Raw genomic sequence first — 21,690 nt, forward strand, 5'->3', positions numbered from 1 at the left:
ATTTAAATTCCCTCTCCGTCATCATCTAACTGATCATCTGCTTCATTCATTGCATCTTCTAATACTACGTGCTGAATTCCTTCTGTACCGACTTCTACTGCACGTTTTGCAAGAGATTTTACATCTGATTCAAATGTACGCATTAAACCAATTTCAATAAGCATTGGTAAATTGGTTCCTGTTAATACTTCTACATTTTCGAATGAACTTGAAGCCATCATCGCTGTTCGGAATGGAGTTCCACCTAATAAATCAGTAAAAATTAAAACACCTTCTGTTTCTTTCAATAATCCTTCTAGGGTTGCTCGGATACTTTCTTCATAAGTATCCAAAGCAAGTCCTTCTTCAAATGCAATGACTTGGAAATTTTCTTGCTTTCCTGCAATCATTGTCAGCGCTTTTGATAGACCTGGAGCAAATTCTCCATGTCCTGTTACGATACATCCTATCATTCTTTTTTCCTCCTTGTTATGTATGGTTATTTTTCGTAAACAATTTCCCCATCCATATATGTTTTTTCTAGTTGTAGATTTGGATCAAGAACGATAAAATCAGCTGCATATCCTTCTTTAATCAATCCACAAACATCATCGATATGAACACTTTCAGCTGGTACTCGACTTGCCATTTGAATGGCTTCTTGAGGAGTTGCAATTCCCCATTTGACAACATTTTGAACGGCTTGAATCAACTCTAATACACTACCAGCTAAGCTACCATTGGATTTCAAACGTGCAGCCCCATCTTTTATTTCTACTGGGAATTCACCTAACATAGAATCGCCTTCTCCCATACCTCCACCACGCATACAATCGGTAACAAACATCGTTTTTTCTCGCCCATGAGCATCCATTACCACTTTAGCTGCTACTGGATGAACATGATGTCCATCACAAATGAGTTCGGAGAAAACATCCTTCAAACTCATCGCCGCTCCAACTACACCTGGTTCACGGTGATGAAGACCGCGCATTCCATTGTATGTATGAACAAAGATATTGGCACCGTGTTCAACTGCTACTTCACAATCATCAAAAGTAGCATCCGTATGAGCAATCGCTGTACGAATATTATTTTTAGTTGCATAATCAATGAATTCCAATGACCCCTTTCGTTCAGGAGCAATCGCAATTTTTTTAACATGTCCTTGAGATAATTCTTGCCATTTCGCTAGTTTTTCAATAGAGGGATCTTCCATGTATTTAGGATTTTGTGCTCCTTTATACTTCTCATTAAAGAATGGACCTTCTAAGAATATTCCACGAATTTTTGCACCTTCCAAAGAATCGGCATGTTCACCAACGGTTTGGCAGACCTCATTTAGAAGTTCTGTTGAAGCTGTTAAAGTGGTTGGTAGAAAGGAGGTTACTCCACCTTGCCAAATTCCTTTTGCAATGATGCTTAATCCCTCTACATCATTATCCATCACATCATATCCCTTGAATCCATGAATATGTGTATCGACTAGTCCTGGTGCAATTTGTTTGCCACTATAATCGATTACTTTTCCATCTTCTGGTTTTTCTGTGTGGAATGAGCCAAAGGTTCCGTTATTTACTTCTAAATAACCAGGTCCCTTAACTTCGTATGGAAAATAAAATGTTTCTGCATATATATACTTTTTCATTCTAAAACCTTCTTTTCCTTGTTTAGTTGAATTAGAGAGGCTTTATTAAAGTCTCCGAGCTGTTATTCATTTGGATAAGAATAACGAGGGGGGCATTTGCCCTACACCTCGTACCCTTTTTTATTTTTTTATTTTTTTTATAGATTTTCGTGAATCGTGACCCCTTTAACAACACGATTTACTGTACCCGTTGGACTTGGAGTATCTGGCTTGTTGCCTACTTTAATTGCAGTCATCAAGGAAATAATCTGTCCAAACATGGTGTACGGTAATGCTAAGTATGCATCTGGTAAGTCTGCATAGCTCTTATCAAATGTAAAGTTTGAACCATCAAAATTATTATCTTGCTCTACGCTGATTCCGTAAACAATTTTCGCAATTTTATCTGCATTCAATTCTTTTAGCATATCTACATCATATTGTCTGGTATACGGATCATTAGATACGTACAAGAAAGCAATTGATTTATCATCAATAAAGGATTTAGGTCCGTGACGGAAGCCTAATGAACTATCAAAAGCAGTTGCTACTTTTCCAGCTGTTAATTCTAGGATTTTCAATTGTACTTCGCGAGAAATTCCAGCTTGTGGACCAGAACCTAAGTAAATCACACGATTAAAATCTTGATCGATTAAATCTTGTAGCTCTTGTTCTCTCTTCATTAAGTCTTCTGCCATCGCTCTCATTTGTGAAACATATCCTGCTTTTTCATCGACAGTTTTTGGATCAAACACTAAAATTGCTGATAAGGTCATACAAGTAAAGCTTCCTGTCATTGCAAATCCTTGGTCATTTGAACGAGCTGGCATTAATAGAAGAAGATTTTTCTCGTCTCCTTGTGCTTTCTCAGCTAATTTCCCTTCTGGTGCACACGTAATGGTAATTTGATAGAAATCATCAACCAAATTCTGACCATGTTGAACAGATGCAACACTTTCTGGACTATTTCCACTACGTGCAAAAGAAACTAAGATCGTTGGGAAATCTTTTTTAAAGTATGATTTTGGATTTGATACGATACTTGTTGTTGGAACTGCTTGAAATTCGAATGATTTCTCATCGCCTACTTCTTTAAGGTAAGGAACAACCGTATCTCCTACATATGCAGAACTTCCTGCTCCTGTAAAAATAACACGTGTATGTGGATGTTTTGCTTTAATTTGATCAAGAAAATCTTTGATTCGATTTTCTTCCTCTTTATAATATTCAAAAGCCTCTTGCCATAATTCTGGCTGCTGCTTAATCTCTCTTGTAGTAATTTCTGCTCCTAAGTCGGTCAATTTTTCGCTTGATAATTCAAACATGTATGACGTCCTCCTTATATTTTTTTATTATAGTTGGGAATTTTTATTTTTTTCGGACGTGCGCCCTTTTCTAGAGTGACGGATCTTATAGACAAACTGATCACCACGAGCCACACTAATCGTAAATTCAATAATTTTATTATCTTGATTGTATGAAGAACGGAAAATCCGTAAACAAGCGGTTCCAGTTGGAACAGATAATTGCTTGGCTTCTTTTTCTTGAGCGATTGAAGCAAAAAACTCTTCATCAGCATACTTGATATCCTGATTATACAAAGTAGGATATAATTCATACAACGGCATGCTCTTCAATTTTTCTTTCGTTAAACCCTGAAAAAGGTACTTGGGAATATAGGTAGTTTCTAGCATCATCGGCGTCCCATCCGCACAACGCAGACGTTTCACCTTGTATACTTTCTCTCCTTCAGACATTCCTAAATTTTTAGATACATATGGATTAGCTTTGGTGACTTCAAATGAAAGAAGATTTGTTCGGGGTGTTTTCCCCAATTGTCGCATCTGATCCGTAAAACTATAAGAGTCTGTTAGATTTTTCATTTCTTTCCAAAGTCCTGAAACGTAGGTTCCTTTTCCATGACGTTTGTAGATAAAACCCATTTCCTCCAGCTCATTTAAAGCAACACGTACGGTAGTTCGACTCACATTATACTTATCGCAAATTTCTCGTTCTGATAACATCTTATCATCCACTGAAAGAGAATCTTTGATATAGGCTATTAGAACACTAATTAGCTGATTATATAGTGGGATTGCACTATCTTTATTTAACAGCTCCTTTCACCTCATTTCCTTTGAAACATTCCCATTCATATACACATTTTGTATTCGACACATCATTACTTGTCATTACCAGTTACACCTTTATATTACTGGTTTTATTTTTATAAGTCAAATCTTTTTTGTGTGAAAATGGAAAAACTAACAAAGTTTTTGACGATGACGAAGCATTTTGTTTTACATCTCTTTAAGGACATTAATAGGGTGCGAAATAGTCTGAAGTTTGCCTTTTTTCACAAACCTTTCCTCTCGATTAGATAATTCTTGTATGAGATAATCTCTCAACTTTTGTTGCACACCTTTATATTTTTCTTCAGCAATCAAATTGAAGCATTCGTCTGGATCTGTTTCTAAATGGAAAAGTTGTTCTTGTCCGCTGACCGAGTACCAGATGTATTTCCATTGTTTTGTAATGATGAACTGACTGGAATAATCTCCTAGTTGATGTTCTCCATGTAAATACTCTCTTGTATCGGCACCAACATCTCCTTTAATAATAGGAACCATACTCTTCCCGTCAATTCCGGCTACTTTGTCACCCGTAGCTAGTTCAATCAACGTAGGGAAAACATCCCGAATCTCAATTAAGTCATCAAATGTTTTTCCATTGGCAGTACTTACTAACTGATAAGGATCGTAAATCATCATCGGAATGTGAACACTTCCTTGGTAGGGATATCCTTTTCGATATAAACCATGTTCTCCTAACTGGTCTCCATGATCAGAAAGAAAAACGATTAAGGTATCCTTATCTAAGTCGTGTTCAATCAGACGCATCATAAATCGTCCGATTTGATGATCAATGTGCGTTACCAATCCATAGTAAGCAGCAATACTTCTTTTCAAATCCGCTTTGGGAATAAGTCCTCGTAAGGCTACAGTACTGTGTTCTTCTTTAAAATAAGGTTGTTTTTTTTCCCAATCTCCTAATTCTGATAGCGGTATATCTTTTATTTGATCCATATACATATCAAAATAATAACGAGGAGGATCTAAAGGTGAATGAGGTCGCACATACGACATTTTCAAAAAGAATGGCATCGTTGGATCTCTTTTATCTAAAAAGTCTATCGCCCGGCTCGTCAACCAATTCGTCGGATGATATTCTTCTTCAATCATCCATGGCCGTGCTACCCATGAATTACAATCCAAGCCACTATCAATTAAATCCGCATGTGATCCTTTTTTCTGCTTCAACCAATCTAGATAATCATCTGTTTGTTGGAATTGTTCCCCGTACGGTCGAGAGGTTTTTCGAGAAGCATGTAAGTAGCCATCGTGCAACTCAATATGATGGAATCCCATCAGTTTTCGTTGAGGATGAACATGCATTTTACCAATTGCTTTTGTATAGTAACCTTTGGAAGCAAACTCAGAAGCAATGGTCTTCTCATAGTCCCAAGGTACATCATCTTCATAACCAACTCGTTTATGATTTTCTTGTTTTAAACCAGTCAGTAACGCTGCTCTAGCAGGAATACACGTAGGGGTTGCACTGTAAGCATTGCTAAAATTATATCCTTCTGCCGCTAACATATTTAGATTTGGCGTAGAAATCATTGAGTTTCCATTGATCCCTATACAATCAAAGCGCAACTGATCCACCATTATTAAGACAACATTTCGTTTCTTTTGCATCTGTTTGCTCCCTTCCAGTTCTACCACTTATTCTTCATTCATTGCGTGAAAAACTCGCAAACCTGCTCCCACTAGTCCCGATAGATTTTCATAATGACTGATACTTATTGACGATAAGATATGTCGTTGATCAGGTAGCAACCATTTATTCATTTTTTCTTTCATCAGATCAATGAAAAAAGGATTATAAGTAGAAATACTTCCGCCAAACGTAATATGGTGCGGATCTAGAAGTGTGACAATCATGTGGACACCCTCCGCTAACGTAGCCGCTGCTTTATCAATAATCTCTATCGCAATCGGATCTTGTTGTTGATACTTTTCAAAGACACCTTTGGTAGTGATCTGGTCATCTTGATATATTTTTTGACTTGCTTTTTCGATTCCAGGTCCTGCTACTGCTTGTTCTAGTGTGACATGTTCTTGGGTAAAAGGAGAAGTGATTGCTACTTGTCCTACTTCTCCCGCAAATCCAGCACCACGAAGGAACTTTCCATTTTGAATGGATGAACTGGATATTCCTGTACTAATGGTTACAAAGGTAAATAATTCTTCTGTTTTCATTTCTGCCTTTTTCCATTCTGAAAAGGCAGCCATATATACATCATTGTCAAGTACTACTCGTTGAATAGGGAAATCCTGACGCAGTTTTTCTGCTACTGGAAAGTTAGGCCAAGGAATATTATTTTGGAAAACAGCAATGCCATTTTCAATATCTACTTTCCCTGGTATCCCCGCTCCCATTCCTTCAATTTGATCCCACTGGATTGTAGAATCTTCCATTAAGCTATGAAGAGCTTGTTTAACAGAATCATACATTTGGTCGCTTCCAGTCACATCACTTTTTACTTCTGTACGATGAATGAGTTCTCCTTCTTCAGAAATAATTCCTGCTGCAACTTTTGTTCCACCAATATCTAGCCCGATTGCATATTTCATTCTATTCTCCCTACTTTCACGAAATGAATTAATTGAAATCTTTATACATACTTACGATTATAGTCCCACAGTAATCCCAACATACCAGCAAGACCTAGGATTTCCATGAGAAGATATGGTTTTCCAATTGTTTTTTGCCCAACCACTGTTAGAACGATACAAATGATTAATAAGATAACCCTAATGATGTTTCCACTATTTTTCATCATGATACTCCTTCCATCTCAGTTCACTTGGTTTAAGGACGATTGATTCTTTGTTACCTGTTCCATCAAAGTATTCGGTTTCTTGAATTTCTAAAGAATTATTCACAATAGCTGCTTTTTTAATCTCTGGGTAATAGTGAACTTCACAATATGGATTCGAAACATTCCATTTTTCAAACTCCTCTTCTTTATGTGCCGCATAATAAAGGGAGCGATAAAGTAGTCTTGTATTTTCGATGCTGAATGGCAATCCTGCCATGTATACTCCTCTTCCTTTACCAAATTCATGACTGGATAGATGAATTTCTTCATTTGAGTATTCCAAAATTTCAGTAGATTCATTCAAAGAGTAAACATTTTTCATACTTTCTCCAAAATCAAATTCCGTTTTATCTTTCGTAATAAAATGTTCCGGGGTTACTTGGTCAAAATATTTATCAGTAGATAAGCTGAATCCTAGTTCTTTATCCACTCCAAAAACTCGCGAAAGTTGGAAGAATTGACCTTGATGATGAACAGCTGTCGGTTCTCCAATTCCTATTAGTCCGCCACCGTTATAAACCCATTCACGAATCGTCGTAACTAATTTGTCATTCAGCCAATAGTCTCCTCCAGAAAAGGAAGTCTCTGCATCTCCAGCATTAATGATGACATCTATTCCTTCTGGTACACCAGATTCAATCACTTCGTCAAAGCTGATGAAAGTAACATCAACTGGCATTCCACTTAAAGCTTCTAAGATCCCTTGGTACGAATAAATCTGTTTATAGCGAAGAGCATGGGCGACCATATGACTTTGCCAGCTACGTAAAGCTCCCCATGAATTTAGTACGGCTACTCGTAAAGCGGTATGTGGTGTTACTTCTTTAATCGTGCTATGAATATCACGGAATTCATCTGCTATTTTTTCAATATAAGAAATAAAATCTGGAAATTGATAGGCCAAGCTCAAGTAGCCACCATATCCAATGCGATCTAAAGGTTTTCTCATAATAGCCCTTCTAGCGGTCAACCAATTTTCATTTGCTTCAATAACTGGATTATTTCCTTCGTAAAAAGTATCTGGGAAAAAATAAGGTAAGAATCTGCCTTCTGTATATTTTACATGAGGAATATCACTAATCATTCGCAACGTTGCTCCGCCGCCAACGCTTCCTACAACGGCATCCATTCCAATACGTTCAAAATATTTTCCATAAGGTTCGGTACCAATCCAGTTGTCTCCTAGGAACATAATTGCTTCTTTTCCTGCTGCATGAACCAAATCTACTAAAGCCTTTGCTTCTTTTGCTACGAACTCTTGAATAAAATCAATATAATCCAAATATTCTTTTGAGGGGTTTCGGAATGTAGAATTATAATAGCCTTGATCGATAAAATGTTCCGGGCGCAAACGATAGCCTTTTGCTTCTTCAAAGTCTATTAAAGCTTTGACAGAAACGGTTCCCCCATAGCCAAACCAATCAACAAATTTTTCTTTGCGTTCTTCGTTAAAAAATAACGTAAAATGATAGTAGAAAGTCGTAAACCGAACAACATCTGTATCTGGATGATCAATCAACCATTGTTCTAGATAGTCTTTCATATATTGATTCGAGTTTGGCTGGCGAACATCAAAGGGAATATCATGAGGGATATTTTTCCAGTCATTCGTAATTTGATTGTACATTTGAGTTGGATCCCAAATCATATACGCTAGAAAACTTACTGTATATTCATGGAATGGAGTGGCATCTTGAATGGTGACTTGATGAGTTTCTTTGTCTAAACCCCATTGATCAGTGGCAATAACCTCACCAGTTGTGCGATCAATTACTTCCCACCACTTTTTTTCATTATGAAGGTAATCGGGTTTGATTTGTTCCTTCAAATAGCCTTTCATAAATGAAATTACTACTGTTCTACTTGTAGCTGTCGTCCGTTCTGAGAGTAAATAAAGTTGCTGGGTTTCTTCTGGGTGCTCTTCAGCAAATTCATTGTGACCGCGCGCTACAAAGTAGGTGGAGTAAATATTAACGGGTAGACTTTTTACTTTTTCATCCAAAGTCGTTCCATCACTATCACGGATGGCATCAGCTCCCCACCTTTCCATTATTTCCTTTGTTTCTTCATAAAAATTTTCTTCACTTGGTAAGGTTAGTCTTCCTTTTTGCATGATAATCCTCCTACTATATTTATCCTTTAATTCCGCCTGCAGTCATCCCTTGAGTCAATTTCTTTTGGACAATGATATATAAAATGAGGGTTGGAAGCATGACGATAACCATTCCTGCATACATCATTCCATAATTGGTAGCGGCTCTTTCCGCTGCCATTAAGTTCATTAACCCTACTGGCAATGTCTTTTTAGTGCCGGGCATTAACGTCAATGCTAAGATATACTCATTCCAGAATGACAAAAAGTTAAATAAGATAACCGTGACAATACTTGGACGTGCCATCGGAATAATAACTGAAGTCATGGTTTTGAATAAACTTGCTCCATCAATATAAGCTGCTTCTTCAAAATCAAAAGGGATCGTTTCAAAATAACTCGATAATAAATGAATGGTAAAAGGTAAGGCATTTGTTGCATACACGAGTGCTAAGATAAATCGATTATTTAGGAAGAAACCTGCTCCTCCCATTCCTCTTAAACCATTATCCCATTCTAAAAGCATGAGGAAAATTGGTACAACAATGTAACTGATATTAATGAAAAGACCTGCTCGTACAAAGGTCCGAATTGTTTTTCGAAACGGGAATTCAAAACGCGCTAACACATAGGCAGCTGGTAAAGCTAATGCGAGTAGCATCGTAATTCCCATACCTGTAACCAAAACAGAATTTAGTAAATACCCACCCATCTTCGCTTCTTGAAAAGCATCAATAAAGTTTTTCCAATAAAAACCTTTCGGCATCGCCCATGGGTCTCCATAAAATTCTGAACTTTGCTTGATAGATGCTATGAATACCCAAGCTACTGGTATAATAATAGAGATAGCAAGGGTTATCATGGCTACATAAATGAATATTTTATATAAGCGGTCAACACTTTTAGTGTCTTTTGTTTTTTTCTGTAAAGCTCCCATTTATCCTTACCTCCCTTTAGTATTGAAGTACATCGCGCTTGGTAACTGCATTAACGATTGCAGATAATAAAAACGAGAACAAGAAGACGACTACACCAATGGCCATTCCATATCCGTATACTGAGTTGGTATATGCTTGGTTATACATATAGAATAGAAACACATTAGTCGATCCATCAGGGCCTCCGCCGGTCATCGTTTGAATCAGTAAGAAACTTAAATTGATTGTACTGATGATAAAAAATGTCAAAGTTGTTCGAATGTTATTCCAGACTAACGGTAAGGTAATACTGAAAAACTGAGTAATTCTTCCCGCTCCTTCTAGTGAAGCTGCTTCATAAAAGCTCTCAGGAATACTTGCCATACTGGACATATACATCACCATGTAATACCCAATCGCTTGCCATATTAAAGCTCCTGCTACACTATAAATAACAATACTCTGATCTCCGAGCCACAATCGTTGAAGACTCTCTAAGTTCAGCATTCCAAAAACACTATTTAACAATCCATTGGTTGGATTATAAATAGCAGAAAAAATACCTGCGATAACAACAATAGATAAAATATTCGGTATGTAGAAAATAATCCGGAAAAAATTTGCGCCTTTTAATTTTTCTCTTGTTAACAAAGCCGCAAATAAAATGGATAATACTAAAGTAACTAACGTTACAACTACAATTAATAGAATAGAGTTTTGGAAGGCTTCAATAAATTTCATATCATCCCATAAAATTTTAAAGTTGCTAAGTCCTACAAACTCTTTGTTATTGGAAAATCCACCCCAGTTATAGAGAGACATCCGAAACACTTCTATCGTTGGATAGAGTAAAAAAACAGCTAGTAAAATTAAGGCAGGCGCTAAACAAATAGCCGCAAATATATTTTTTTGTTTGGTTCGATCCACTTTCATTCACCTCTTGGTATACCATTTTTTTAATTATTTAGATTGTATACATTATTTTTATTTAAAAAAAGATAACGGTGAGGGAGTATTCTCCTCACCGTTTAGTTTTGCTTGTTTATTTAAAAAGAATAGGTTTGAAAAAAATTATTCTTTTGCATCTCGTAATTTACCACTAACATCTTCAACATCTTTTTGCCATTGCTCTACAGAAGTATTTCCTGAAACTACACTGTCCATTGAGAAGAATAGAGTTTCTTTCATACTTACTCCAGGAACTGGTTTTGTAGATGCAAATCCACCTAGAGCTGGAAGAGTTCCTTCATCATAAATATTATAGTAAACTTGATTTTCTGGAGACATTTTTTCTACCATACCTTCAATAGGTTGCATCGCCCCTGCTTCAGCAAAAATTTCTGCTGCTTTATCAGAATATACAAAAGTCATAAATTCTTTTGCTGCATCAATATTTTCAGCTTCAGAAGGAATCCACATTTGTTCAAAGAAAGTATACGCGTATGTGTCGCCACCATCTATCGCTGGAGCTGGAGTCATCGCCCACTCAAAACCATCTGCTCGAGGAGCTTCTGCCATTTCGCCTACTACCCATGTACCATTTGGCATGAATAACGCTTCGTTGTCTAATAATAATTGTTGGTTTTTGATATAGTCATTTGGATTAGCATTTGCAACAGTAGTTGGGTGTGTGTATTCCCCAAGTTTACCAAGAGTATCAAACACTTCTGTTGCTTCTTCAGACACCCAAATACCTTCTTCATAGTTCATAGCTTTGTCGTAAAAATCAGGGCCACCAGACGAGTATAACAGGGAATTTACTAGCGTATCTAAATAACCAGCTACAGGGTATGTGAATAGAGAAATCCCCTCTTCGGCAGCTTGATCACCCAATGTCCACATTTGATCCCAAGTCTCAGGTATTTCCCAACCTTTTTCTTCAAATAATGCTTTGTTGTAGAAAAGCCCTGTAGGACTATAGAACATTGGAGCTAGATATGTTTTGTTATCTCCATAAGGATTCGTTACTAACGTATCTGTAAATCCAGGTAGCATTTTATCTTTTACTTTTACATCTTCACCAAAAACGTTCATATCTAGAACATCAGTAATTTCTTCTATCCCTTTTTCTTTAATCAGTGTCTCTGTAAGACCTTCTTCTCTAGCCACTGCAAGAAGCATTAAATCTGGGTATTCACCCGCTTGCATATTCGGACGAACGACTTGTTCGAGATTTTTTTCAAGTGTCAGGTCAATCGTTACGTTGTCATTTACTTCTTCATAAGCCTCTGCAATTCTATCCCATACTTCATTTCCATAAGCCGACTCCAATGCTGCGATATGTAGCGTAACATCTTCTTTGGCAACGTCTGTACTGGTAGAAGCAACATCTGATCCAGTTGTACCTGTATCAACTGTACTATCCGCTGTGTCTCCACCTGTTCCACATGCTGCCAATGCCAAGCTCAATACTAATGTACTTCCAGCTAAAAGATATTTTTTATTCATTACTATTCCTCCCCATTTTTTGTTCGTTTATCTAATTCAAGTATACAAAGAAAAAAACGCTTTCACAACGTGATTGTTGTCCATTTTTTTATATTTATTGCTTTCTATATAAATTAAACATAAAATAGAAACCAGTTAAACATTAGAAAGGGAGTATGATTGTGTCTACTCAAGTATATGAGGTCAAAGATAAAGAAGTACAGCATTTACCTGTTCAACTACTGTATGTCACGGAATCAATTTATGGAGACGATTGGCATAGTACTTTCCATAGTCATTTCTTTACAGAAATGATGTACATTACTAAAGGAAGTGGTCACTTTGTTTCTACTACTGGACAAATTCCTTTCGAAACCAATCAAGTTATTCTAGTCAACGAAAACATCCAACATACAGAAAGATCAAATCCTAACGATCCAGTTGAATACATTGCGTTAGGATTTCGAGGATTATCTTTTAAAGATGCTGAAAATGGAGAACTCATTCCTTTTTCTATTTATGACATAAAAGAAGATAAAAAAGAAATTCAATTTATTTTAAAAATATTGCTAAGTGAAGTAAAAAAAACACGATATCAAGATTCATTAATCAGTCATAATTTACTAGAAGTTCTTTTAGTTCATTTATTCCGAGGAAATCGAATAGAGTTAGAAAAAACTACCTTACCTTTATTTAACAAAGACATCTCTGTTGTCAAACATTTTATTGATCGGAACTACCATGATTCAATTTCTTTAGATCAATTAGCAGAAATCAGTCACATGAATAAATATTACCTAGCTCATTCTTTTAAAAAAAGTATGGGAGTTTCACCTATTGAATATCTAAACAAAATCCGTATTGGTAAAAGTATGCACCTACTTGAATCAACAGACCATCCCATAGCCTTTATCGCTTCTTTAACTGGCTTTTCTTCTGCTTCTTATTTTTCTCAAGCTTTTAAACGAATCACGAAACTTTCACCTCAAGAATATAGAAAAAGTAAAAAGGAAGATTTAAGTAAGCAATCTTAACTTTTAGTTTTTATAATCAAAAGTACGACTTACGTTAAAAAAAGTAAGTCGTACTTTTGATTGTTTTATAGAATTGTGTCGCCTTCACCATAGGAAGATCTTCCGGCTTCGATGATGGCTTGGTTTGTGCTATCTCCATTATAGATGGAGTTTTTCACTAATACATAATCACATTTACGGATGGCTGCTAAGTCGCGTCCACCTGCATAAGAAATAGAAGACTGTAAATCTTGTTGCATTTCAGTTAGTGTATCCATAATCGTACCGCGGTAAGGTGTCAAAATCTTCTTACCTTCCACGTTTTTTCGTTCACCTTTTTGATATTCAGAGGCACTACCAAAGTACTCTTTATACAGGTTTCCGTTAATTTCTTTTGTTTCACCTGGAGATTCATCGTGTCCTGCTAATACAGATCCAACCATTACCATCGTTGCTCCAAAGCGAATTGATTTTGCAATATCTCCATTTGTACGTACGCCGCCATCTGCAATGATTGGTTTACGCGCTGCTTTTGAACACCAACTTACCGCTCCTAATTGCCAGCCGCCCGTACCAAAACCAGTTTTAATCTTGGTTGTACAAACTTTACCAGGGCCAATTCCTACTTTCGTAGCATCTGCTCCTGCGTTTTCTAATTCACGTACCCCTTCTGGAGTTCCTACATTTCCTGCAATCAGGAATGTTGTCGGGATCACTTGTTTAACATATTTTATCATTTTAATCACTTGATCAGAGTGTCCATGAGCTACATCAATAGTGATGTATTCAGGAATGGTATGATTCGCAGCTAGTTCATCAACGAAGCCAAATTCTGCTTCTTTGATTCCTAGACTAATAGAAGCATACAAATCTTTTTCGTGCATTTTTTTGATAAAAGGAATACGTGCTTCCTCATCAAAACGGTGCATAATGTAAAAGTAACCTTCTGCAGCTAGTTTCATTGCTAGCTCCTCATCTAAAATGGTCTGCATGTTCGCTGGAACTACAGGCATCTTAAAAGTGCGTCCACCTAATTCAACTGAGGTGTCGCATTCTGAACGGCTTTTCACGATACATTTATTCGGAATCAACTGTACATCTTCATAATCAAATATTTTCATTTATCAAAATCCCCTTCTGCTAGTGCACCATCTTAGGACAGCTTTACACAGATATCAGAACACGAACATTTTTTAGTAATTCTGTCCGTAACGTCCTGTCCCTTTAGTAATTTACACTATTTTCACCTTATTGTCAAAGTTCCAGTCAGTAAAAAGGAATAATAAAATGAGTGGCGCTTTATTTTTAAGTAGTTTATCTTTACAAATAAATTAGCCTTTACTTATTGAACGTGTGTTCGTATAATGAGTGTAAACTGATTTCAAATAGGAGTGGAGAATGATGTATCAAAAAGGAGGAAATAGTTATTATACGCCAGATGAATTGGGATATCAGGATCGCGGAATGTTAAAATGGCAAGGATTTCTTCTTTCAGATCACAATGAACAGATGGAACAAGAAGTGAAAGACCGTGCATTTATTCCGCCTAAATTAAAGCAGTCCAAAGAAAAGCGAGCTAGTATTTTAGCAGATGGATACCACTTAAAACGAGAAGTTGCGATTCAGATGAGTATCTTAGAAAACGGTCATTACCCTAAAGACTTCGTTGGATATATTCTAGGAGTGGACCATGAACAGCTTTTTCTACAAACTGAAGATGGAATTCATACACTATCTATAGAAACGATTCGAAATGTTAGTCTCACTACTTTAACAAAATGGTATGAATAGTGACTTTCTATGCACATAAAAAAACACCCCAACCAAATATCTAACGTTTTGGTTGGAATGATTTTTTATTTGAGGAATCCGGCGTAAAAATTACTTCCGTCTAGCTCCTTTGTTCTTTTGTTTTTTAGCTCGAATCTTCTTTTTCATTTTTTTCTTTTCAAGAGGCTTCTCTATCTCTGTTTTCCTTACAGAAGCTGTTTCTGATTTTTTCTTTTCTCTTACGGGTTTTACTTTTTCAACTGTTTTGTCTTCGAAAGTACGTTTAGGAAGTTCATCAACTAAATCGCCGCCGTATAAGTACCATTCAGTAAAAGTCATTGCACCTGGAATAAATTTACGCACATCGCGCACGCTGCGTTCCGTTACAATGGAAAGAACTCTTCCTTTTTTACCCATTCGTCCGGTTCGACCTGATCGATGCAAATACATTTCTTTAGTCTGTGGCAAGTCATAATGAATCACATAAGGCAAATCTGCAATGTCAATTCCACGAGCAGATACATCCGTCGTTAGTAAAAAGACTGCATTTCCTTTACGAAACTCTTCCAAGGCATGTTGACGCTGTGACTTTCCATATTCACTGTGTAACATACGGACTTCGATACCTTCAAACTGTAATTTTTCAGCTAAAAAATCAAGTTCTTGGGTTGCATTTACAAATACTAATCCTTGCATACCAGGAATATTACCTAAACGACGTAGCATTTCTGCTCGTTTTCGATTATCAATGGTTATATAGCCATGTTCCGTTTGCTCATGTAAATTCCCTTGATCAGAAGCATCAAAAAATTCTGGTTCAGTATTGAACCAGCGATCGATGTTTTCCAATACTTTACTAGAGGTAGCAGAAAAGAACGCCATCTGTCTTTGACCAGGCATTTTTTTAATAAAGTCGCGTAATAGTGGCAGATGCTCTTCTTGCAAAAGATAGTCTGCTTCATCTAATACAACTGCTTTTATTTGATGTACTTTTAATTTTCTTTGGTTTGCCAATTCTAATAATCGTCCTGGTGTTCCGACTACTACTTCTGGTTTGTCTCGCAGTTTTTCAATTTGGCGGGTTGTATTCGCTCCACCAATAATGGTTTGAACTCGTAAATCTTTCAGCTTTCCCCACTCTTCTAATACACTTCCAACTTGAACTGCTAATTCTTGTGAAGGTGCCAGTACTAATACTTGCAACCCTTCATTGGGAATTGCTTTTTCTAACAATGGTAATGCATATGCCAAGGTTTTCCCTGAACCAGTAGGAGATAAACCCACAACATCTTTTCCATTTAATAGCGGTTGATACACACTCTCTTGAATCGGAGTAGGTAGCTGAAATTCCATCCCATCCCAGTATTCTCTAAAACGGTTGTCCAGTTTTTCAATCATCATTTTTATTACCATTCCTTTTTTACAGTCTACTTCTTTATTTATTCTTTTATTTTTACTGATCTGCTTTAAAGATGATATCTGCTTCTTTTCGCAGTTTTTCTAGCCAGAAGGTTACATCATAACTTAGTTGTTTCCACTCTGCATAGTCTTTTTGATTTTCTGTATGGTCGGGATTTTTTAAAATACGCGCGAACTCTTTTGCCTCATCCACCATTACATGTTCACTTGGAGGAACAGCTAACTGGATTTTTCCTCCGATTTCACCGTTATACCATTGAATCGAAGCTGGAGTACTAACAGAGTCAATGAGTAATGTTTGTTGGCCAGAATGAACTTCTGAGCCTAACAATAGATTATTCATTTTGGATACATGCAACGTAACATCGAAAAATGGGTAGCGCAAGACTGCTGTACCGGCTCCATCTACACCTGTTTGAATTTTCTTTGCAAAGTATTCCCCTGATTCTGGGACACCAAACCAATCAATGGCTGCATAAAGAAGGTATATCCCCAGATCCATCCAGGCTCCTCCTGAAAAATCCAAAGAAAATATATTGGGCTCTTGGCCTTCCAGCACTTGGTCGTATCGAGAGGAATATTTGCCAAAATTTAAAACAGCACTATCTAAGCTTTCCATTTTAGCAATCTCATTTTTTATAAGCTTATAGTTGGGATCGTGAATATGACGAGCTGCTTCAAAAAGAAACAGGCCTTGTTCATCTGCCAACTGAAAGGCAGCGTTCCATTCTTTTGTATTAGAAAAAGAGGGCTTCTCCACAATAACATGTTTTCCGTGTTGTAAAGCCAACATCGTTTGAGAAAAATGAAGACTATTTGGAGATGCTATGTAGACTACATCGAGTTCTGGCGAAGCCATGAATTCTTCTAGATCATCAAAAAATAATTCTGCATCATAGGTTTTTCCAAAATTTTTCGCAGTTGACAGTGTTCGGCTGTAAACAGCTTTCATTTGAAATTCTCCTGACAACTGAAGGGCTGTGGCAAATGTATGTGAAATACTACTTGTTCCGATCATTCCAATTGCAAACATATTCATCATCCTCTACTTTTTTACTATCTTACCATTTTATTTGGATTTCCTATAGCTCTAAACCAAAAAAGCTTTGCTCCAAATTAGTTTTATTGGAGTAAAGCCTTTGAACGTTCCTTTATTAGCTTCTTCTTGAACCGTGTCGTCTTCCTTGATTATCATCTTTTCGTTTTCTAGAAGAATCATTCTGCTGGTCTATACTATTCAGTAATTCCATATCTTCTTCCGTTAATTCAAAATCAAATAACTCTAAATTTTCAACCATTCTTTCAGCATGACTTGTTTTGGGGATAGGCACTACATCTCGATCGATGCTCCATTTTAAAGCAATTTGTGCGGGTGATTTGTAATATTTATTTCCAATAGTAGCTAACTTTTTGTCTTTATTTACTTTCCCTGCTCCCAGCGGGCTGTATCCCATCACCACAATATTATTGCTGTAGCAAAAATCATCCAAATCAGCATTGCTATTCTCGGGATTAACTGGGAGTTGATTGACACTCGGTTTGACACGGGATTCTTTGAGGATTTCATTTAATTCGCCACGATTAAAATTAGAAACACCAATACTTCTCACGCGTCCCGAATCTTTTAGTTCTTCTAGTGCTCTCCACGTTTCTAAATTTTCTCTTTCTTTACTACTAGGCCAATGAATTAAATAGAGATCAATATAATCCAAACCTAATCGTTCGTAACTTCTCTCAAAAGCCTCAGCAGTTTCATGATAGCCCATCTCATCTTTCCATACTTTTGACACGACAAAAATATCTTCTCGTGAAATACCCGCATTAATGGCTTTTTTTATTCCACGACCTACCCCTTCTTCATTCTTATACCAACTAGCTGTATCAATTAGTCGGTATCCACGCATAATTGCCATAAAAATCAGTTCTTCTGCGTCTCGATCAGGAATCCCCGAAGTTCCAAAGCCTATTCCTGGAATCGTATAACCGTCATTCAAAGGTAAGCGATCCATTACATTTTTCAACATGTTGTCTGCACTCCTTCATTCGTTTCCTTTAGTTTACCTTTTCGTGATAGCGTTTGCAAAGGTGTTCCTTCTGCTTATGGAAGACTCTATGATATTTGGAATCTTTTCCAAACAAAAAGAAAGAAACTGGGGGGAAGCCCAACCTCTTTCCTATTTAGGTACCATTTTTGTGACTCTCTTTATTTTAAATTTTATCTTGCGAAGGCTTCTTTAGAGTCACCATCACTAATTCTGGGCGGTTATTAATCCGCAATGGAAATTGGGAAGGTCCTAACCCCCTGCTAATTACCATTTTCTTCGTTTGATCAGAAGCTAGTACGAATACTCCTGCGGTATGCTTTGGCATTTTTCCTTGTCCGGGTGAGAAAAGGCCTCCTATTTTTGGAATTCGGATTTGTCCGCCATGGGCATGACCTGAAAAAGTCAAATCAGGTTCATTTGCAGAATCTTGATGGTATTTTTCAAATCGTTCTGGGCGATGGGCTAATAATAATCGAGTTTGTTCTTGCCAGTCATCTCGAATGATGATTGGTTTCATTGGATCACTTAATTGCTTTTGTAAAAGAGTAGTGGGTTCTGCCAGTCCCATAATAACAAGGGGCCTTCTTCCAGGAAGTAAAACAGAATAAACATCATCAACCAGTAAGGTTACTCCTGACTCCTCATACACTTCTGGCAGCTGATCTATATTAGGTGAATGAATATCATGATTTCCATTTACTGCATAAACGGGTGCTATTTTTGTTAACTGTTTAAAAAAAGCTGTTGTTTCTTTTACATCAAATGGATAAGCCGCATCTACCTGATCTCCCGTCATAAAAATAAAATCGGGCTGCTCATCTTTGATTATCTCCAAGAGCTTCTCTAGATTAATATCTTGGTTCGGCATATGAATATCAGAAAGGTGGGCAATTTTTATTCCTTCATTTTGTGAATCTAGATTTTCTAACGAAATAACATACTCTGTTTTTTCAATCCATCTATTTTGCGTATAAAGATACGCAGCTACTCCACCAATAGTGGCTAGGCTCTTCGTTAATTTTTTCTTCATACTCATTAATTACCACTCCAAATGATTGATAGTTTTTTTCTTCGATTGTTTATGCTTATTTTACGTTTCTATTGAAGAGACGTCAAAGTTTTACTACTTTTATTTATAAGATTCAATGACATCAACCAACTACCTTCATTCGCTAAGAATGAGTCTCCGTTCTATTCTTTTGGGCTAATCAGTGTTATAATTGGTTGTATACGTAAATTTAGTGTAATTTAAAAACAAATAAGAAAGGGAGTAGCTATATGGAAGTATTTTTCGAAAAGCTGAAGGAAGTCCTTCAGGCTGTTTTACCGATTACCTTACTGGTAGTCTTCTTACATTTTACACTTGCCCCTTTACCTCAAATGGAATTTTCACATTTCCTTGTTGGTGCCTTATTAATTGTTATCGGTTTATCTATTTTTCTGTTTGGTGTTGATATTGGAATCACCCCCATCGGAAACTTCCTAGGTAAAGGAATTGCTCGAAGTAACAGTTTAAAATTTGTATTAGTTATGGGACTTTTACTAGGATTCTTTATCTCGATTGCAGAACCAGATTTAATCATTTTGGCTGGACAAGTAGAAGAAGTAACGGGTAGTGCTATTTCTAGTATACTCTTACTTGTTACGGTATCCATTGGTGTTGCTGCATTAATGACATTAGGTTTATTCCGCATTGTATATCGTTATCCTCTGCGAAATGTTTTCTTAATCATTTATATTGCTATTTTTATTTTGGCATATTTTAGTTCTTCAGATTTATTCGCTATAGCTTTTGATGCATCCGGTTCCACAACTGGTGCGTTAACCGTTCCCTTCATGCTAGCATTGGCATTAGGTGTTTCCTCATTGAATCGTGATTCGGCTTCATCTGAGATTGATAGTTTTGGATTGGTAGGAATTTCCTCAAGTGGTGCCATCCTTGCTGTATTAGTATTGGGATTGTTTGTAGGAAACGGTGAAGGATTAACAGGAACTCTTGAAGTAGATACTACTCCATACACTTCCATATTAGCTCCTTTTACTAAAATGTTACCTGAAATCGCTTGGGAAGTCGTGATTGCTCTTGCACCCATTTTACTCATTTTCTTGATGTATCAATTTTTCATCGCAAAGAAAAAACTTTCCTTTCAACAAATTAATCATATCTTATTAGGGGTCTTTTATCTTTACATTGGACTTGTATTATTTTTAACGGGTGTAAATGCAGGGTTTATGAACGTAGGACGCCAATTAGGAATGATTATTGGTGGTATGGAAAGTAAAGTACCACTTCTCGTCATCGGTTTTGTACTGGGGCTTGTCGTTATTCTAGCGGAACCTGCCGTTTATGTACTAACCCACCAAATAGAAGAAGTTACAAATGGATCCGTAAACCGCGGAATCGTTCTGTCTTTCCTTTCTGCTGGGGTTGGACTGGCAGTCTTCCTTTCTGTCATCCGTGTATTGGTTCCTTGGATTCAATTATGGCATTACCTTGTTCCAGGTTATATTATTGCACTTATTTTAGCTTTCAAAGTACCCAATCTCTTCGTAGGAATGGCTTTTGATGCCGGAGGAGTTGCTTCCGGTCCAATGACCGCAACGTTTATCCTAGCTTTCATTCAAGGCGTTGCGGATATTATTCCTCATGCCGATGTTTTACGAGAGGGTTTTGGAATGATCGCTATGGTTGCAATGATGCCCATTCTTTCATTACAATTACTAGGTGCGATCTATGAGCATCGATCTACTAAAAAGGAGGGAGTACACATTGAATAACTCATCAAAGGAAACGCCTATCTTTGATTTGATTTTTGTGATTGTAAATATTGGTAAAGCTAGTAAGGTTTTAAATGAAGCTAAGAAAGAAGGAGTAACTGGTGGAACCATTACTCTAGCACGTGGAACGGTTAGTAGTGGGCTTTTACGGAAATTAGGTTTACGTGAAGTTCGAAAAGAAGTCTTGTTAATCGTAACTAAACGTGAGAAAACACTGCCAGTCATTGAACATATTAATCGATCGTTCCATTTAGACCAACCGAATCGAGGAATCATTTTCTCTACTCCACTTTCTCACATTGTCGGAACTCAAGGAGAACGGTTGAATATTCTTGAAGATTCCCCTCCACAACAATCAGATTATGAACTATTCGTTTCGATTGTAGCTGAAGATGAAGGAGAAAAGGTTGTCGATGTCATTAAAAAAACTGCTGGAACCGGTGGAACTTTATTACAAGGCCAAGGTGCCTTTGCTGAAACCGTCATTAAAGTTTTTGGGATTGAACTGAATTCTGAGAAAGATATTGTCTTAAATTTAGTAGATAAAAAAATGGCAGACACCGTCGAAAAGGAATTAGTCGAACAGTTACCTTTTCATGAAAAAGATTTCGGTATTTTCTTTAGTATGGATGCAATGTATGTAAGAGGGATTTATCAACGAAAAAAATAATTTTT

At 36.8% G+C, this 21,690-nt stretch carries 20 protein-coding genes; 4 read left to right on the forward strand and 16 right to left on the reverse strand.

Annotation, left to right across the window (positions count from 1 at the left end; all coding sequences use genetic code 11):
* Positions 1-2 precede the first annotated feature (2 nt).
* The 11 genes from agaF to LZ578_RS10310 all read right to left on the reverse strand — a co-directional run bounded on the left by agaF (position 3) and on the right by LZ578_RS10310 (position 12,011).
* The gene (agaF, locus tag LZ578_RS10260) at positions 3-452 is read right to left on the reverse strand and encodes a PTS galactosamine/N-acetylgalactosamine transporter subunit IIA (RefSeq protein WP_235145084.1); all 450 of its coding nucleotides are present in this window, start codon (positions 450-452) and stop codon (positions 3-5) included.
* Between the two features lie 26 nt (positions 453-478).
* The gene (gene nagA, locus LZ578_RS10265; RefSeq protein ID WP_235145085.1) at positions 479-1,627 is read right to left on the reverse strand and encodes an N-acetylglucosamine-6-phosphate deacetylase; all 1,149 of its coding nucleotides are present in this window, start codon (positions 1,625-1,627) and stop codon (positions 479-481) included.
* A 137-nt stretch (positions 1,628-1,764) separates the two neighbouring features.
* Complete coding sequence (locus tag LZ578_RS10270) at positions 1,765-2,931, reverse strand: SIS domain-containing protein (protein WP_235145086.1); 1,167 nt, start codon at positions 2,929-2,931, stop codon at positions 1,765-1,767.
* Between the two features lie 27 nt (positions 2,932-2,958).
* A complete protein-coding gene (locus tag LZ578_RS10275; protein ID WP_235146449.1) occupies positions 2,959-3,723 on the reverse strand; it encodes a GntR family transcriptional regulator in 765 nt (254 codons plus the stop codon).
* A gap of 183 nt (positions 3,724-3,906) precedes the next feature.
* Positions 3,907-5,367: an arylsulfatase gene (locus LZ578_RS10280; RefSeq protein ID WP_235145087.1), complete on the reverse strand. Its 1,461-nt coding sequence runs from the start codon at positions 5,365-5,367 to the stop codon at positions 3,907-3,909.
* A 27-nt stretch (positions 5,368-5,394) separates the two neighbouring features.
* A complete protein-coding gene (locus tag LZ578_RS10285) occupies positions 5,395-6,306 on the reverse strand; it encodes an ROK family protein (RefSeq protein WP_235145088.1) in 912 nt (303 codons plus the stop codon).
* A gap of 41 nt (positions 6,307-6,347) precedes the next feature.
* Positions 6,348-6,515: a DUF6903 family protein gene (locus LZ578_RS10290; RefSeq protein ID WP_235145089.1), complete on the reverse strand. Its 168-nt coding sequence runs from the start codon at positions 6,513-6,515 to the stop codon at positions 6,348-6,350.
* Positions 6,502-8,667: a 1,3-beta-galactosyl-N-acetylhexosamine phosphorylase gene (gnpA, locus tag LZ578_RS10295; RefSeq protein WP_235145090.1), complete on the reverse strand. Its 2,166-nt coding sequence runs from the start codon at positions 8,665-8,667 to the stop codon at positions 6,502-6,504. Before gnpA ends, LZ578_RS10290 begins: the two co-directional genes overlap by 14 nt.
* Positions 8,668-8,686: 19 nt before the next feature.
* Positions 8,687-9,583, reverse strand: coding sequence for a carbohydrate ABC transporter permease (locus LZ578_RS10300; RefSeq protein WP_235145091.1), 897 nt, complete (start codon positions 9,581-9,583; stop codon positions 8,687-8,689).
* A 16-nt stretch (positions 9,584-9,599) separates the two neighbouring features.
* Entirely contained in the window at positions 9,600-10,496 is an 897-nt protein-coding gene (locus tag LZ578_RS10305; protein WP_235145092.1) for a carbohydrate ABC transporter permease, read from the reverse strand.
* 138 nt (positions 10,497-10,634) lie between these two features.
* Positions 10,635-12,011: a carbohydrate ABC transporter substrate-binding protein gene (locus LZ578_RS10310; RefSeq protein ID WP_235145093.1), complete on the reverse strand. Its 1,377-nt coding sequence runs from the start codon at positions 12,009-12,011 to the stop codon at positions 10,635-10,637.
* Positions 12,012-12,172: 161 nt separating this feature from the next.
* Between LZ578_RS10310 and LZ578_RS10315 the strand changes: the two genes are divergently transcribed.
* Positions 12,173-13,024, forward strand: a complete 852-nt coding sequence (locus LZ578_RS10315) for an AraC family transcriptional regulator (RefSeq protein ID WP_235145094.1) — start codon at positions 12,173-12,175, stop codon at positions 13,022-13,024.
* A gap of 65 nt (positions 13,025-13,089) precedes the next feature.
* Here the strand turns inward: LZ578_RS10315 and LZ578_RS10320 are convergent, their stop codons facing one another.
* A complete protein-coding gene (locus LZ578_RS10320; RefSeq protein WP_235145095.1) occupies positions 13,090-14,124 on the reverse strand; it encodes a GMP reductase in 1,035 nt (344 codons plus the stop codon).
* Between the two features lie 277 nt (positions 14,125-14,401).
* On the opposite strand from LZ578_RS10320, the gene LZ578_RS10325 reads away from it, so the two are divergent.
* Positions 14,402-14,794 (forward strand): hypothetical protein, encoded by a 393-nt coding sequence (locus LZ578_RS10325; RefSeq protein ID WP_235145096.1) that lies wholly within the window; start codon positions 14,402-14,404, stop codon positions 14,792-14,794.
* Positions 14,795-14,884: 90 nt separating this feature from the next.
* Here the strand turns inward: LZ578_RS10325 and LZ578_RS10330 are convergent, their stop codons facing one another.
* The 4 genes from LZ578_RS10330 to LZ578_RS10345 all read right to left on the reverse strand — a co-directional run bounded on the left by LZ578_RS10330 (position 14,885) and on the right by LZ578_RS10345 (position 19,273).
* Positions 14,885-16,174, reverse strand: coding sequence for a DEAD/DEAH box helicase (locus LZ578_RS10330; RefSeq protein ID WP_235145097.1), 1,290 nt, complete (start codon positions 16,172-16,174; stop codon positions 14,885-14,887).
* A gap of 52 nt (positions 16,175-16,226) precedes the next feature.
* Positions 16,227-17,225 carry a Gfo/Idh/MocA family protein gene (locus tag LZ578_RS10335; protein WP_235145098.1) on the reverse strand — a complete coding sequence of 333 codons (999 nt, stop codon included), beginning with the start codon at positions 17,223-17,225 and terminating at the stop codon, positions 16,227-16,229.
* 121 nt (positions 17,226-17,346) lie between these two features.
* A complete protein-coding gene (locus LZ578_RS10340) occupies positions 17,347-18,216 on the reverse strand; it encodes an aldo/keto reductase (protein WP_235145099.1) in 870 nt (289 codons plus the stop codon).
* 184 nt (positions 18,217-18,400) lie between these two features.
* The gene (locus tag LZ578_RS10345) at positions 18,401-19,273 is read right to left on the reverse strand and encodes a metallophosphoesterase (RefSeq protein WP_235145100.1); all 873 of its coding nucleotides are present in this window, start codon (positions 19,271-19,273) and stop codon (positions 18,401-18,403) included.
* A gap of 242 nt (positions 19,274-19,515) precedes the next feature.
* Between LZ578_RS10345 and LZ578_RS10350 the strand changes: the two genes are divergently transcribed.
* Both LZ578_RS10350 and LZ578_RS10355 read left to right on the forward strand, forming a co-directional pair.
* Positions 19,516-21,015, forward strand: a complete 1,500-nt coding sequence (locus tag LZ578_RS10350; protein WP_235145101.1) for a DUF1538 domain-containing protein — start codon at positions 19,516-19,518, stop codon at positions 21,013-21,015.
* A complete protein-coding gene (locus tag LZ578_RS10355) occupies positions 21,008-21,685 on the forward strand; it encodes a P-II family nitrogen regulator (RefSeq protein WP_235145102.1) in 678 nt (225 codons plus the stop codon). Before LZ578_RS10350 ends, LZ578_RS10355 begins: the two co-directional genes overlap by 8 nt.
* The last annotated feature ends 5 nt before the right edge of the window (positions 21,686-21,690 follow it).

This window comes from Jeotgalibaca sp. MA1X17-3 (assembly GCF_021513155.1).
Lineage (GTDB): Bacteria > Bacillota > Bacilli > Lactobacillales > Aerococcaceae > Jeotgalibaca.

Excerpts from the sequence above, each read along its gene's own strand:
- agaF (WP_235145084.1), bottom strand. The coding sequence starts at position 452 with ATGATAGGATGTATCGTAACAGGACATGGAGAATTTGCTCCAGGTCTA.
- nagA (WP_235145085.1), bottom strand. The coding sequence starts at position 1,627 with ATGAAAAAGTATATATATGCAGAAACATTTTATTTTCCATACGAAGTT.
- LZ578_RS10270 (WP_235145086.1), bottom strand. The coding sequence starts at position 2,931 with ATGTTTGAATTATCAAGCGAAAAATTGACCGACTTAGGAGCAGAAATT.
- LZ578_RS10280 (WP_235145087.1), bottom strand. The coding sequence starts at position 5,367 with ATGCAAAAGAAACGAAATGTTGTCTTAATAATGGTGGATCAGTTGCGC.
- LZ578_RS10285 (WP_235145088.1), bottom strand. The coding sequence starts at position 6,306 with ATGAAATATGCAATCGGGCTAGATATTGGTGGAACAAAAGTTGCAGCA.
- LZ578_RS10290 (WP_235145089.1), bottom strand. The coding sequence starts at position 6,515 with ATGATGAAAAATAGTGGAAACATCATTAGGGTTATCTTATTAATCATT.
- gnpA (WP_235145090.1), bottom strand. The coding sequence starts at position 8,667 with ATGCAAAAAGGAAGACTAACCTTACCAAGTGAAGAAAATTTTTATGAA.
- LZ578_RS10300 (WP_235145091.1), bottom strand. The coding sequence starts at position 9,583 with ATGGGAGCTTTACAGAAAAAAACAAAAGACACTAAAAGTGTTGACCGC.
- LZ578_RS10305 (WP_235145092.1), bottom strand. The coding sequence starts at position 10,496 with ATGAAAGTGGATCGAACCAAACAAAAAAATATATTTGCGGCTATTTGT.
- LZ578_RS10310 (WP_235145093.1), bottom strand. The coding sequence starts at position 12,011 with ATGAATAAAAAATATCTTTTAGCTGGAAGTACATTAGTATTGAGCTTG.
- LZ578_RS10320 (WP_235145095.1), bottom strand. The coding sequence starts at position 14,124 with ATGAAAATATTTGATTATGAAGATGTACAGTTGATTCCGAATAAATGT.
- LZ578_RS10325 (WP_235145096.1), top strand. The coding sequence starts at position 14,402 with ATGATGTATCAAAAAGGAGGAAATAGTTATTATACGCCAGATGAATTG.
- LZ578_RS10330 (WP_235145097.1), bottom strand. The coding sequence starts at position 16,174 with ATGATGATTGAAAAACTGGACAACCGTTTTAGAGAATACTGGGATGGG.
- LZ578_RS10335 (WP_235145098.1), bottom strand. The coding sequence starts at position 17,225 with ATGTTTGCAATTGGAATGATCGGAACAAGTAGTATTTCACATACATTT.
- LZ578_RS10340 (WP_235145099.1), bottom strand. The coding sequence starts at position 18,216 with ATGTTGAAAAATGTAATGGATCGCTTACCTTTGAATGACGGTTATACG.
- LZ578_RS10345 (WP_235145100.1), bottom strand. The coding sequence starts at position 19,273 with ATGAGTATGAAGAAAAAATTAACGAAGAGCCTAGCCACTATTGGTGGA.
- LZ578_RS10350 (WP_235145101.1), top strand. The coding sequence starts at position 19,516 with ATGGAAGTATTTTTCGAAAAGCTGAAGGAAGTCCTTCAGGCTGTTTTA.